Genomic DNA, 12,874 nt, shown 5'->3' with positions numbered 1-12,874 from the left:
TTGAACATGGTAGAGTGGCTAATATCTGATCAGCTTATTAATTATAACTACGCTGTAAAATTCATGGAAAAAAAAATTCAACAAATCCACAATAACTCATCTGATGAATTGGTATGGCTACTCCAGCATCCTCCATTATACACAGCAGGAATTAGTGCAACAGATGATGACGTTGTTGAAAAATTACTTCCTATATATAAAACAGGTAGGGGTGGTAAATACACATATCATGGACCAGGGCAACGCATTATATATCTAATGCTGAATCTTAAAAAAAGAAATAAATGTGATATAAAACTATATATTAGAGAGCTTGGTAGTTGGATAATAAATGTTTTAAAGCACTTTAACATATTTGGAGAATTCAAAGAAGATAGAATAGGTGTTTGGGTGAATAACAATGGAGTAGAAGAAAAAATAGCAGCTTTTGGCATACGTTTAAGAAAATGGATAACTTACCATGGCATAGCGCTTAATTTCTCCCCAGATCTTTCCCATTATAAGGGTATTATTCCTTGCGGATTGAAAGGTTACGGTGTTACATCAATAAAAGAACTAGGTGTTAAAGCTCCACTCTTTAAATTAGATAATATACTAAAAAAAGAGTTTTATAAGATATTTTAATGTACTCTGTTGTCATCTACTTCTTATATTTTATTTTCACTTTATGTGCTAATACAGGTATTTATGCAATCAATCAAGTCGATATTATTGCTCCTTCTTCCAAGGGAAAAGAGCCAGATCTAACTACTATAAAAGAATATATAGAAGCTTTGGATTTTAACTTTCATATTTTAGAGAAAATATATAGCAATAATAATCCATTCTACCCTAACTCCGATGAATTTAGAGCAAGCGATTTGATTAGTGTTTTAATTAACGATAGCAAAATAATTTGGTGTATCAGAGGAGGAACAGGAGCTTCTCGTTAATTCCCTGTCTAGAAAAATTACTCAACGATAAAAAAGCAAGAATCGTTCAAAATAAAAACAAAAAAAAACTCTTATAGACTACAGCGATATAGCCGCCTTGCACATTTATTTACAAGTCAAATACGATTGGCAAATTCTTCACAGTCCATGTTGGAAATGATAGTAAATAATTTCGTTTCTGAAAATTTTGTTAAAAAATTAAAAAGGCTAATCCTAAGTCAGCAGAGCTCTATTAGGTCTAATAACCTAAAAATAATTAATGATGACATCAAACTAAAAAATGGTAGATTAGAGTCCAAAATCGTTGTGGAAACATGATTTTGGTTAAAAATAGTATAGGAACAGCTTGGCAAATAAATGCAAAAGGAAAAATTCTATTTCTAAAAGATACAAGAGTTTATTCATATGCAATGGGGGCAGTTTAGATCACCTAAAACAAGCTTGTATTTTTGATGAAGTATACGCAGTAATTTTTAGAAACTTTATTAACTTCGGTAACGACAATCTTGTTAAAGTCGTAAAAGAGAGATCTGCAAAGAGTGTTAATTTTCCAGTGTTCAAAGTCCAAGAGATAGGCCACGAATATATAAATGACCCTTTAACCTCTCAACACCCATGCTACTATTAGCGTTCAAGACAAAAAAGAAGGTTATTTTTATGGATGTACAGAATATTGGCTTTACGGATTGATCTATATTGTACTAGCCTTCTGTGTCACAGTAGAATGAATGCACGACGTTAAGCTAAAATAATTTAGATTTACCGATGATTTTATAGGAAATATTTGTTCAATTTTGACTACAAATCCCTACCAACAAATTTCAACAAAAATATCTTAATGCATTTTCAAATATAAGCATTCCGTCTCCATATTTTGGCATAGCAATCTTTAAGCGCTTGCACTTTTCTTTTTCAAGTGGCCAGTTATCCTGCTGAGTAAAAAATATTCCCCTTTCTGGATGAGGCATTAAAGCCAACACTCTACCACTTTTATCCGATAAAGCCGCTAGGTCATATGTAGATCCGTTCGGATTATAAGGAAATTGCAAGTTGGCGTAGTCACCACTTTCATTAATGTAACGTAGTGCAACAGAATTATTTTCAATCAATTGATCTAAAACACCTTGATTCATAAAGAACTTGCCTTCTCCATGAGCAATAGGAAGATACAACTCATTCAGATCCTGCAACCAAACAGAACTACTTTGTGGGCTAACTTTTACTTTAATCCAACGGCATTGATAATTACCTATATCATTACGTATTAAAGCCAGGTTAGAAAACTCTGGGATTAACTTCGCTAATATCTGACAACCGTTACATATTCCTATGACAAGCTTATCCTGAGATAAAAACTCTTGAAACTTATCTAACAAGTTGTTCTTAACGCGCAAAGCAAAAGCATTACCAGCACCAGTGTCATCACCATAGGAAAAACCCCCTGGGATTGCAAGTATATTACTCAACCTCAGTTCACCTGGATTCTTTATGATCTCATTAATGTGAACGATTCTTACTTCTATATTGTTGACACCAAGTTTTCTACCACATTCTACAAATGCAAATGCAGTTTCCTTTTCGCAATTTAAGCCATAACCAGATAAAACGACAATTTTCATGAGTTAAAAATTAAAAAATTCGAATTTTCTTTTTACAAAATTTGCTACTAAATTAAGAGCAAATAACACTATCAACAAGGCTATAATTGCGATAGCAGCAAGTTCAACAAATGCAATTTCAGGACTACTTGACCATATGTATATTTGTACAGGTAGAACAGTTGCCGGATCGAAAAAGGACCTGGGTGTATCAGTAATAAATGCTACCATACCTATCATAAGCAAAGGAGAAGACTCACCTAAAACTCTTGCAACTGCAAGCATAGTACCATGTATTATCCTTGGCAATGCAATCGGTAAAGAGTGGTCTAATATCACCCTGATGTGAGGCGCTCCAAGAGCAAAAGCTGCATCTTTTATTGTAATAGAAACATTAGCAAAGGCATTTTTTGTTGCAATTATAATATTAGGTAACATCATAAATGAAAGAGTCATTCCACCAACAAGTGGCGAAGAACGGGGTAGCTCAAATATGCCAAGATAGAGAGTCAAGCCTACTACACCAAATATTATTGAAGGCACTGCGGCAAGATTATTTATGCTAACCTCTATAACATTAGTTATCATACTATTTCTAGGCATAAATTCGTGGAGACAGATACCCGACATAATCCCCGCTGGTAACGCCAAAGCCAGGCATACCATTATCGTCATTAATGAGCCAATAAATGCTCCTAAGATTCCCGCGTTTTCAGGTTCACGAGAGTCAGACTTAAGAAATAGAGATCTATTGAAAAATTTTCCTACTCTCCCCTGTTTTTTTAGCCAACTAAGCAATTCAACATAATGACTGTTAAAATACTTACCCTTATTTATTGAATTTATTATACTTGACGCGGTAAACCAGATTTCATATTCACCATTATGTTTTACTTTTCTACGAACAAAATTCTCTAGCTCCTTATAAGAATTACGACTTAAAATCTCTTCACCACTCTTAAAATCAGTTCCCTTAAATATCTTTCGCAGAGAATCATTTAGTGAATTAATAGATTTATACCGCAAATTGCTAGGATTATCTGCTAAAGCAAAATCAGTGTTTATTTCAATCGGTAATAGAATTTTTGTTACTGTTAAGGCGCTATAAGAGTTAATCAATATACTTAGCAATATACATACAGGGCAACTAAGTGAAATAACTAGCGTCATAAAAGAACAGGAATATAACGCTTTATCTTTTTTATTCTTCCTTTTTATGTGAGCATGCATACGCCTGGACTGAAGCAGTTTAAGAAATTTTGTCTTTATACTCATTTACTTTCAGTTCCTTTTTGTTGCTCAAGTGTGTAATGATGTCATGCAAGCTAATACTGAAGTCTCTTCTTTCTTCCCAAATCTTAGGTCAAACCCACAACTGTGTGAACTTTCTGCATTGTAGTTTTGTAAATACAAGACATAACTGTCGGTATCATCCCAGTGCGCGACACTAGGATCCAGGAAAGTTTGCTTGTAAATAAGCAAACTGATTTGTTGAACATAGAAAGCAGTTGATCTTATACTAAATAAATATCTTTGATGGGATTGCATAAAAAGCTGGATTCCAGTGTCAGCCACTTTCATGACATCGTTTACTATGTAACGCCTTATCATATCAAAATGCTTATATAGTTGTATATCATGCACTGGGAATGACACCATTAACATGACTCTCCATTGTACCTAATTAGACTTATTGTTTTTGTAAGTAGCGCGCTCTTTTATTCTTGCAGCTTTTCCAAATAGTTTACATAGGTAGTACAACTTTGCCCTACGAACCTTTCCTCTTCTTGTTACTTGCACTGAAACTAATGCAGGAGAGTAAATAAAAAATTGAGATACTATACTTTCTCCATGACTTACTTTTCTAACCGCAAAAGAAGAATGTAACCCTCGATTTCTTTTTGATATACATACACCTTCAAATATTTGTATACGCTCACTTGTACTGTCAACTACTTTAAAAGTAACTTTCAAATCATCACCAGGACGAAATTCTGGTACTTCCTTAGCTAATACTTGCATTTGTTGCTCATTGAACTTTTTAAGTAAATTTGTCATTTATCTCTCCATCTAATAATTCAGGCCTACGTCTTTTTGTTATAACTTGAGACTGTTTCTGTCTCCAATCACTTATTTTTTTGTGATTACCAGATAACAAAATTTTAGGCACTCTATGTTTTCTCCACTGCTTAGGTCTGGTATACTGAGGATACTCAAGCACACCACCGCTATAACTAAAACTCTCCTCAGTAATACTACCGGAATTATTTACCACACCAGGAAGAAGTCTAACGCACACATCAAGAATTACCATCGCAGCTGGTTCACCTCCTGAAAGAATATAATCTCCAATGCTTAACTCATAAGGAGTATACTCATCTATCACCCTTTGGTCAATACCCTCAAATCGACCACATAATATCGTTATATGAGGAAATCCTACCAATTCCCTTGCAATACTCTGATCAAATTTTGTGCCAGACGGAGTCATATAAATAAATTTAGTATCTTTATGAGTAGAAAGTACACTATCAACTGCATCACCAACTACATCAGGGCGCATAATCATTCCTGCTCCACCCCCATATGGAATATGGTCTACCGTCAAATGCCTATCTTTAGCAAAAAAACGAATATTTATCACTTGAAGGTTCCATATCTTCTTCTCTAATGCTTTTCCAGCAAGGGAATAGTTCAAAAATCCAGGAAACATTTCTGGAAATATGGTTAATATTGTAACATCGAACATCTTTATAAATTTGTAGTAAACTTAAGTGTGATTTGATATAATGCTTATAATATATACTTAAATCACACATGTTGCCAGACAAAATAATATATGAAGGTAAAGCAAAGTTCATTATTGAAACTAAAGATCCATTAACCGTCATACAATACTTCAAAGATGAAGTTACAGCTTTCAATAAAGAAAAATATAAAATTATTGAGGGCAAAGGAACAATTAACAATCGCATTAGCACTTTTATTATGGAAACACTTGAGAAAGCAGGAATTAACACACACTTTATAAAAACTCTAAGCGAAAGAGAACAGCTAGTTAAAAAATTAAAAATTATACCTCTTGAAATAGTAGTAAGAAATATCGCAGCTGGTAGTTTTTGTAAGCGTTTCAATATAAAAGAAGGTGAGAAACTCGCATTTCCTATAATCGAGTTTTTTTATAAAAACGATGGCCTAGCTGATCCAATGGTAAACGAAAATCACGTGCTATATTTTGGCTGGCTATCTTACGAAGAAATGGAAGAAATTAAAACTATAACCATTAAAATCAACACAGTTCTAATCGATTTATTTTTAAATGCAGGGATAGATTTAGTCGACCTTAAATTGGAATTTGGCAGACCAATAAACGATAATACAAAGATTACTTTAGCAGATGAGATCAGCCCTGACAACTGTAGGCTGTGGGATAAAAATACGCACAAAAAATTAGATAAAGACGTTTTCCGCTTGAATTTAGGAAACTTGAAGGAAGCATACTTAGAGGTCGCGAAAAGATTATCAGTAAAGTTATGCTAATTAAGATACTACTCCATTAAATGACGGGTTGTATTTCTCATTAAGTTTTCCAATGATCTCAATTTTTTCCCCAAGTTTTTGGAAATGATTTTTTACGCCTTGCATATTTTCAGGATCTATGATCAATATCATACCAATACCACAATTAAATGTTCTTAACATTTCTCTCTTCTCCACTTTACCCTCTTTCGTCAGCCACAAAAATATATCTGGCCATTCCAAAGAACTGATATCTACATCTGCAAATAAATTTTTTGGAAGAATTCGTGGAACATTATCTATTAAGCCACCACCTGTGATGTGTGCAATACCTTTTACCTGCGACATAATAGGCAGTAAAGAATCAACATATATTTTTGTTGGCTTGAGTAATACCTCCCCCCAAAGTTGATTATCCCACGGAGATAGATCATTGTAACTTATGCCTAAATCTTCAAAGATATGACGCACCAAAGAAAACCCATTTGAATGAATTCCACTTGATTCTAAGCCAACTATATAATCACCTGCTCTCATCACACCGTAATTTGGAAGAATCTTGCTCTTATCAACCACTCCAACCACAAATCCTGCAAGGTCATAGTGATTATTACCATACATTCCAGGCATCTCTGCGGTTTCTCCACCAACTAATGTTATCTTGGCCTGCTTACACCCCTCTGTAATACCCTGAACTACAGACAATAGAACATCTTTGTTCAAAGCACCTGTTGCAAAATAATCGAGGAAAAATAAAGGTGTTGCTCCCTGTGCAAGTAAATCATTTACGCACATTGCAACTAAATCTATACCTATAGTGTCATGTTTATCTACTTCTTGGGCTATCAACAGCTTTGTGCCTACCCCATCAGTTGAAGAAACCAGTACAGGATGGTCATATTTCTTACTTAACGCAGCAAAATCAAATAATGCAGAAAATGAACCCACTTCGCTAATTACTTCTTCTCTTTTATTTTCATCAACAACAAGCTTAACTTCTTTCATCAGCTTATTATACAGTTTAAGATCTACTCCAGATTTGGCGTAAGTATTCATGACCATTTTATAAATTCTATGACTATTAACACTATATTAATGAATCGACACAAAAAGTACAACGAAACTTTCTCTCAATTGACTATCATATGTTTACTAATATAGAGTAACTTAAATCATTTATAATTATCCAATGAGCAAGAACATCAAAAACATACTGTCAATAACAGAGTTATTATCAGGATGGTTGCTTCATGACTTTGCTAACTCTATGAATGGAATAATGTTTGGCCTAGAAGAGCTTGAAGCAGGCAACCAGAACGATGCTAGTACACATAGGGAAGCATTATTGCTGCTTAAGGAAAGCTCCGATGATTTGATATATAAGCACAAAGTTATGAAACAAGCATACTCTTCTTCAGCGGACAATCGTAGCTTTAGTCAGACCAAATTGAACATTGAAAATTATTTACTAAAAAAAAAATAAAATTCACGTGGAAAACGAATGAATACTTTGCGAAGTGTAAAGTAAGTTTAATTGAAAAGATAAATAAAATAATCTCTAATATGGTAATAACTATAGCCAGCGCAGTAGCAGAGGTTGAACGAATGTCTATTTTGTTGAGCCAAGTGAAGCATGAAACTCTACTAACAATGCAAGTTCTAAACGAGCATAAGTCCCTGAGCAGATCATTAGTAGAAAAGTTAAACAAGAAAGAAGATGACAATTTAAGTACAAAAGATATTAGTATTTACATGACCCACCTGTTATTAGAGCATTATAACGTTAAAATGCACTGTATTTGTGAAAACAACTTGCTGGAAATAGGTTTGACCTTAACTTAAAACAATCCCATAGCTCATGAAAAGTGTTTGTAAGTTTAAGTGCCAGTGTGGGAAACATAATTTCTTTATTGTGGCATTAGACTTTCTGTACAACCTAAACCAAATGAAAACAGGGCAAATTAGTATTTTAAAAGTTTTAAACGCTGGATACTTTTAAATTGCTTTAGCTGTAAATGTTTAAGGAACTCACCAAGCAGGAAAAAAAGCAAAAGAAACCCTAGTGATATCTCTTGTAGGAACTTGACATTAATGTCTTATATGCTTGGTAAGTAGTCAACCTTGGAATTATAAATATCCATAACGTCACGATAAGGGTAATGCAGAAGTTTTTCAAATAATTTCTTTATAAAAAAAGAAGATTAGTTGATTTTTGAACTAATTCTTAAATAAAGACAAAAAGAACAATGCAATGTGAGTTGTTTACTGTTCTCTCAAAAACTTGGCGCTTATTACATTACTTAATAAGCGAGATTCAGCTAACGTAGATAAAAATTTATAAAGACATGGAGTGTCTATATAAGAAAAATTAAACATAACACACCTAGTTTAATAATGTGCTTTTGTCACTTAAATAAAGATTAAGGATAAATTTTAGGTCTAAAACATCCCCATATAAGGGTTCTTAAGGCCTGTAAAATGGATTTCCGCTCCAGCTCTCTGTTTTTTAAATCATGATTTCGTGCAGTTGTTTGTTGAAGCACTGGCATGACAATAAAAGAGTGGATTACTCAACCGTAACAGATTTGGCCAGGTTTCTTGGACAATCGGCATCTAGCCCTTTTTCTATTGCAACAGAATGGGCAAGAAATTGCATAGCAACACTATAAATTATTGGAGAGATAAAATTATCAATGTCTGGAAGTTGAATTACTTCTTTACAAATCTCTCTTAAGAATGGCACTCCTTGCTTGTCACTAAAAGCAATCACTTTGCCTTTTCTTGCGATGACTTCTTGTATATTAGACAATGTTTTAAAAAATAAATTGTCGTATGGAATAATTGCTATAACAAGTACAGATGAATCTATCAAGGCAATCGAACCATGCTTCATCTCCCCTGCTGCAATACCAATAGTATTAATGTATGAAAGTTCTTTTATCTTCAATGCACCTTCCATTGCAACTCCATATGAGCTTCCTCTACCAATTAAAATAATGCTATTGTGTTCTAATATAATGTCTGGTATGTGTTGTATTTTTATTACATTTAAAACGTATTCAACGTATTCTGGAATAGAATTGATAGCATTACTCAGCTGCTTTGTTCTTTTTTCATCTATTGTATCTTTTATTTTTGCAAGCTCTAAGGTAAAGCATGCTAAAATAGCAAGCTGCGTGGAAAAGGTTTTTGTTGAAGCAACACCAATTTCTGGCCCAGCAAGAGTATGTAACACAACATCTGAGATTTTTTCAATGCCGCTGTTAAACGTGTTAGTTATACTAATGGTTGTTTGCTTTTGTGATTTCGCATAGCGTAATGCTTCCATGGTATCGGCAGTTTCTCCGGATTGTGAGATGAATAACCCAATGCTCCCTTCTTCTAGTCTTATGTTGCTATACCTAAATTCTGATGAGATTTCCAAGTATACCCGCACTTGAGCAACACTTTCTAACCAATATTTCGCTATTAGCCCAGCAAAGTAAGATGACCCGCACCCAACTATAGTAATGTAACTAAGTTTGGAAAATAATTTTTTACTAGTAGATATTACCTCTGTATATTTTTTATAAAATTGATTTATTGTTTTGTTTAATACACAGGGCTGCTCAAAAATCTCCTTTAGCATAAAGCTAGAGTAACCGTTTTTGCTGATTAGAAAGCTACTTGAACTATTGTTTTCTATGCTGCGTTTTACTTGTGCACCGTTGTTATATATACTCACTCCGCTAGATTTTATCACTGCAACGTCATTATCCTCGAGGTACGATATTCTTTCCACCAGTGTATTTAAAGTGTTAGAATCAGATGCAGCAAACACAGTATTATAATTATAGCCTATTGCTAAAGGTAAACTTCTTTTCGCAACAAATAGAACATCTGGATATTCCGCAAATAATAGGACTAAAGCGAATGAGCCGTGTAGGTTGCTTAAACACTTAAATAAAGAATCAATAGGTGACAATCCTTCATTAAGATATAGGGTTAACATATTTGGTATAACCTCTGTGTCGGTGTCAGTATGAAACGGTATTCCCCTTTCTTCTAAACCCTTTTTTAGCAGATTGTAATTCTCAATTACGCCGTTGTGAGCAACAACAACATTATTTGTACGAATGGGATGAGCATTTTTAAGGTCAGGGATTCCATGTGTAGCCCAGCGAGTATGTGCTATGCCAACCGTACTGCTAGACATCCTGCTGTTACCGACAACTTCACATAACCTCTCGACTTTGCCTTCTGATTTTTGAACTTCTATTTTGCCCTCATTGTTTATGATTGCTATACCTGAAGAGTCATACCCCCTATACTCCAATTTCCGCAACCCAGCCAGCAAAGTTGGTATTACTGAATCACCATCACTTACTGCACCAAATATCCCACACACAACTAATTGAACCTTTCTTTAGAGTTATGAAGTATTTTTACCTTTACTATCTTTCCCCTTTTTATTTTTCTCTGATTGATTTTGGCTCTTTTTGCTGTCCTTCTCGGTTTGACCCTTTTCAATTGATTTGGTTTGAGTTTCTTTGTTTGAAACTTCGGATATAGCGGTCTTTAGGACTTTTATCTCAACTTTCGGGGCTATTTCTATTATAAGTTGTGCATTTGCTTCATCAACCTTGTTAACCTCACCCATTATCCCACCAGAGGTAACAACTATATCACCACGCTTTATTTGATCTATCATCTTTCTATGTTCTTTTAGTTTCTTGTGGTTTGGGCGAATGATAAAGAAATAAAATACTATACATATTAAAATCAATGGAACAAAATTAGCAAAAGGTGCACCAATGCTTGATACATTACTAGCTGCATCTGCCGCAAAAACTTCAGAAATGAACATATTTAACCCTAATTGTTAACGATAAAATTAAATGAACTGCTTAAGTATTAATTACAATACCATTTCATGTCAAGTTTGGTGAAAGAAAATAATGCTTTCTACAAAAGATTACAAGTTAGTGATTATCGTATTATTTATACAGTAGACGCTGCAACGTGTGAATTAATCATTACTTCGATAAAACACAGAAGAGAATCTTATAGAAAGAAAAAATAACTAGACTTGTTACAATAGTACGTACAATAATAAAATTTGATAAAGCATAAGATAAACTCAAGAATTAACGTATTGCACATATGCGCTACATTTTTTAATCTTCCTAAAAATTTGACAATACGCGACAATACCGATATATTGAAAGTATTATTTTGTGAGGTATTCATGGCTAGTAATAAGGAAAAATATCAAATAGCGTTCTGTATTTCAGTCATCACATCCCTAATTGGATTATTGTTAATGTAACTTGTAGTTGCAGTAGGTACCGTACTTCCTATAGCTGCTTGCCTAAGTTATAGAAGGAATTTTAACTGTCTTGTCCTGGTATACAAGCAACAGAAAGCCTTCATTTTTACAAAATAGTGAGACTGATGTCTTAAACAAAAGATATCTTATTTTGTGAACAAGAAAGCAAGCTTTTCATGGAAAGGGTTTTTCAATCATTTTGCAACATCTTTGGCAAAGGATCTGGTAAAGACGTATAGAACAAACTAAGCCCTAAGCATAGAAACCACTTTATCGTAGCCCGGCAATGATTTAATTTCTCCAATTGCAGCTAAAGTAGTTTTTTCGTGCTTAGATAGCAATTCTTCCACTGCTCTTTTTACATCAGCGGTGGTAACCGCGCTAGTTTTTTCTATCAGTTCATCTTTGCTGATGTATCTATTATAGTTACCATAGTAGTGTTCCAAAGCTTCAGCACAAGAACTAACACTTTCACGCGACATTAAAATTTGGGATTTAATTCGCTCTTTCACTCTATTTACTTCTTCTTCCCTCAGATCATTTGTAGATAATTTTTTCAACTCCGTCGTTATGGATTTTAAAAGCTTATCTAAGTTACTACTGTCTGTGCCAGCAAAAATGGAAAGCATTCCCGTATCAGTATAACTGGAATTAAATGAATAGACAGAGTAAGCTAGCCCTTGCTTTTCTCTTACTTCCTGGAATAGACGTGATGACATTCCGCTTCCTAGTATAGAATCAAGTACTTGAAACGTATGATACCTATCATCATGGCAAGAAACACTAGGAAAACCTATTAGCAAGTGCACTTGATCTAATTTACGGTGCTCCAAATACTCACCACCAGTGCAGTTTGCATTTTGGCTTTCTTTTAGTTTTTGAGAAGAAACCTTTGAGAGAAAATCTTTGGTTAACTGAGCAATTTCCTCGTGCTCAACGTTGCCAGCAACAGCAAATATTATATTCTCGCCAAAGTAATGTTCGTTTATGTAGTTATTTAGGTCCCCTTGAGCAAACGATTTTACAGTATCTTGCGTACCTAAAATCGACCTACCAAATGGTTGATCTTTGTAAGCTGCCTCAAAATATTTATCGAAAATGATGTCACTAGGTGAATCATTGATTTGAAAAATCTCTTGTATTACAACACCCTTTTCACGTTCCAACTCATCCTTTGGAAATGTAGAATTCATTAATATATCTATTAATATATCGATACCAATTTTTACGTCTTTCTTGAGAACTTTTGCATAGTAACTTGTGCGCTCTCTACCGGTGCTAGCATTGAACACTCCACCTATATCGTCAAAAGTTTTTGCAATTTCAAATGCAGTTCTTGTCTTTGTTCCTTTGAAAGCCATGTGTTCTAGAAAATGGGATATTCCATTTTGATTTGCACTTTCAGCTCTACTGCCAACACCAACTCGTATATTCAAAGCTACAGAATCAATATCACGCATCTGCTCAGTTATTATACGCAGACCATTATCTAGTTTTGTTACCTCTGGCACATTTAT

At 34.1% G+C, this 12,874-nt stretch carries 13 protein-coding genes and 1 pseudogene; 5 read left to right on the top strand and 9 right to left on the bottom strand.

Annotation, left to right across the window (positions count from 1 at the left end):
* Nucleotides 1-6: 6 nt before the first annotated feature.
* The gene (gene lipB, locus WBM_RS01385) at nucleotides 7-624 is read left to right on the top strand and encodes a lipoyl(octanoyl) transferase LipB (protein ID WP_011256434.1); all 618 of its coding nucleotides are present in this window, start codon (nucleotides 7-9) and stop codon (nucleotides 622-624) included.
* A pseudogene (locus WBM_RS01380) lies at nucleotides 624-1,622 on the top strand (LD-carboxypeptidase). The gene lipB and the pseudogene WBM_RS01380 overlap by 1 nt, the downstream one beginning before the upstream one ends.
* A 131-nt stretch (nucleotides 1,623-1,753) precedes the next feature.
* Here WBM_RS01380 and WBM_RS01375 read toward each other — a convergent pair.
* The 5 genes from WBM_RS01375 to trmD are packed head-to-tail and all read right to left on the bottom strand — an operon-like array spanning nucleotide 1,754 to nucleotide 5,279.
* Nucleotides 1,754-2,551, bottom strand: a complete 798-nt coding sequence (locus WBM_RS01375) for a phosphoribosylformylglycinamidine synthase subunit PurQ (RefSeq protein WP_011256433.1) — start codon at nucleotides 2,549-2,551, stop codon at nucleotides 1,754-1,756.
* A gap of 3 nt (nucleotides 2,552-2,554) precedes the next feature.
* Complete coding sequence (locus tag WBM_RS01370; protein WP_011256432.1) at nucleotides 2,555-3,805, bottom strand: PstA family ABC transporter permease; 1,251 nt, start codon at nucleotides 3,803-3,805, stop codon at nucleotides 2,555-2,557.
* Nucleotides 3,806-3,829: 24 nt separating this feature from the next.
* The gene (locus tag WBM_RS01365) at nucleotides 3,830-4,189 is read right to left on the bottom strand and encodes a hypothetical protein (protein WP_011256431.1); all 360 of its coding nucleotides are present in this window, start codon (nucleotides 4,187-4,189) and stop codon (nucleotides 3,830-3,832) included.
* Between the two features lie 21 nt (nucleotides 4,190-4,210).
* On the bottom strand, nucleotides 4,211-4,588 hold the full coding sequence (gene rplS, locus WBM_RS01360) for a 50S ribosomal protein L19 (RefSeq protein WP_011256430.1): 378 nt from the start codon (nucleotides 4,586-4,588) through the stop codon (nucleotides 4,211-4,213).
* Complete coding sequence (trmD, locus tag WBM_RS01355) at nucleotides 4,572-5,279, bottom strand: tRNA (guanosine(37)-N1)-methyltransferase TrmD (protein ID WP_011256429.1); 708 nt, start codon at nucleotides 5,277-5,279, stop codon at nucleotides 4,572-4,574. The genes rplS and trmD overlap by 17 nt, the downstream gene beginning before the upstream one ends.
* Before the next feature lie 68 nt (nucleotides 5,280-5,347).
* On the opposite strand from trmD, the gene purC reads away from it, so the two are divergent.
* Nucleotides 5,348-6,070 (top strand): phosphoribosylaminoimidazolesuccinocarboxamide synthase, encoded by a 723-nt coding sequence (gene purC / locus WBM_RS01350; RefSeq protein WP_011256428.1) that lies wholly within the window; start codon nucleotides 5,348-5,350, stop codon nucleotides 6,068-6,070.
* On the opposite strand, the gene purM is transcribed toward purC, so the two are convergent.
* Nucleotides 6,071-7,105 (bottom strand): phosphoribosylformylglycinamidine cyclo-ligase, encoded by a 1,035-nt coding sequence (purM, locus tag WBM_RS01345; RefSeq protein WP_041571547.1) that lies wholly within the window; start codon nucleotides 7,103-7,105, stop codon nucleotides 6,071-6,073.
* Between the two features lie 133 nt (nucleotides 7,106-7,238).
* Between purM and WBM_RS01340 the strand changes: the two genes are divergently transcribed.
* Nucleotides 7,239-7,532, top strand: a complete 294-nt coding sequence (locus WBM_RS01340) for a hypothetical protein (RefSeq protein WP_011256426.1) — start codon at nucleotides 7,239-7,241, stop codon at nucleotides 7,530-7,532.
* Nucleotides 7,529-7,891: a hypothetical protein gene (locus tag WBM_RS01335; protein WP_158676336.1), complete on the top strand. Its 363-nt coding sequence runs from the start codon at nucleotides 7,529-7,531 to the stop codon at nucleotides 7,889-7,891. Before WBM_RS01340 ends, WBM_RS01335 begins: the two co-directional genes overlap by 4 nt.
* Before the next feature lie 724 nt (nucleotides 7,892-8,615).
* On the opposite strand, the gene glmS is transcribed toward WBM_RS01335, so the two are convergent.
* From glmS to WBM_RS01320, 3 genes are all read right to left on the bottom strand, one after another.
* Nucleotides 8,616-10,436, bottom strand: coding sequence for a glutamine--fructose-6-phosphate transaminase (isomerizing) (glmS, locus tag WBM_RS01330; RefSeq protein WP_011256424.1), 1,821 nt, complete (start codon nucleotides 10,434-10,436; stop codon nucleotides 8,616-8,618).
* Between the two features lie 24 nt (nucleotides 10,437-10,460).
* Nucleotides 10,461-10,895: a preprotein translocase subunit YajC gene (yajC, locus tag WBM_RS01325; protein WP_011256423.1), complete on the bottom strand. Its 435-nt coding sequence runs from the start codon at nucleotides 10,893-10,895 to the stop codon at nucleotides 10,461-10,463.
* Nucleotides 10,896-11,602: 707 nt separating this feature from the next.
* Nucleotides 11,603-12,874: a M16 family metallopeptidase gene (locus WBM_RS01320; protein ID WP_041571407.1), complete on the bottom strand. Its 1,272-nt coding sequence runs from the start codon at nucleotides 12,872-12,874 to the stop codon at nucleotides 11,603-11,605.

This window comes from Wolbachia endosymbiont strain TRS of Brugia malayi (assembly GCF_000008385.1).
Lineage (GTDB): Bacteria > Pseudomonadota > Alphaproteobacteria > Rickettsiales > Anaplasmataceae > Wolbachia.
Note: the sequence above shows the minus strand (reverse complement) of the source record. Positions and strands in the feature narration are given on the sequence as shown.

What these genes read in the sequence shown, in the direction of transcription:
- purM (WP_041571547.1), bottom strand. Translation starts at nt 7,105, where the DNA reads ATGAATACTTACGCCAAATCTGGAGTAGATCTTAAACTGTATAATAAG.
- trmD (WP_011256429.1), bottom strand. Translation starts at nt 5,279, where the DNA reads ATGTTCGATGTTACAATATTAACCATATTTCCAGAAATGTTTCCTGGA.
- rplS (WP_011256430.1), bottom strand. Translation starts at nt 4,588, where the DNA reads ATGACAAATTTACTTAAAAAGTTCAATGAGCAACAAATGCAAGTATTA.
- lipB (WP_011256434.1), top strand. Translation starts at nt 7, where the DNA reads ATGGTAGAGTGGCTAATATCTGATCAGCTTATTAATTATAACTACGCT.
- yajC (WP_011256423.1), bottom strand. Translation starts at nt 10,895, where the DNA reads ATGTTCATTTCTGAAGTTTTTGCGGCAGATGCAGCTAGTAATGTATCA.
- purC (WP_011256428.1), top strand. Translation starts at nt 5,348, where the DNA reads ATGTTGCCAGACAAAATAATATATGAAGGTAAAGCAAAGTTCATTATT.
- WBM_RS01370 (WP_011256432.1), bottom strand. Translation starts at nt 3,805, where the DNA reads ATGAGTATAAAGACAAAATTTCTTAAACTGCTTCAGTCCAGGCGTATG.
- WBM_RS01365 (WP_011256431.1), bottom strand. Translation starts at nt 4,189, where the DNA reads ATGGTGTCATTCCCAGTGCATGATATACAACTATATAAGCATTTTGAT.
- WBM_RS01375 (WP_011256433.1), bottom strand. Translation starts at nt 2,551, where the DNA reads ATGAAAATTGTCGTTTTATCTGGTTATGGCTTAAATTGCGAAAAGGAA.
- WBM_RS01340 (WP_011256426.1), top strand. Translation starts at nt 7,239, where the DNA reads ATGAGCAAGAACATCAAAAACATACTGTCAATAACAGAGTTATTATCA.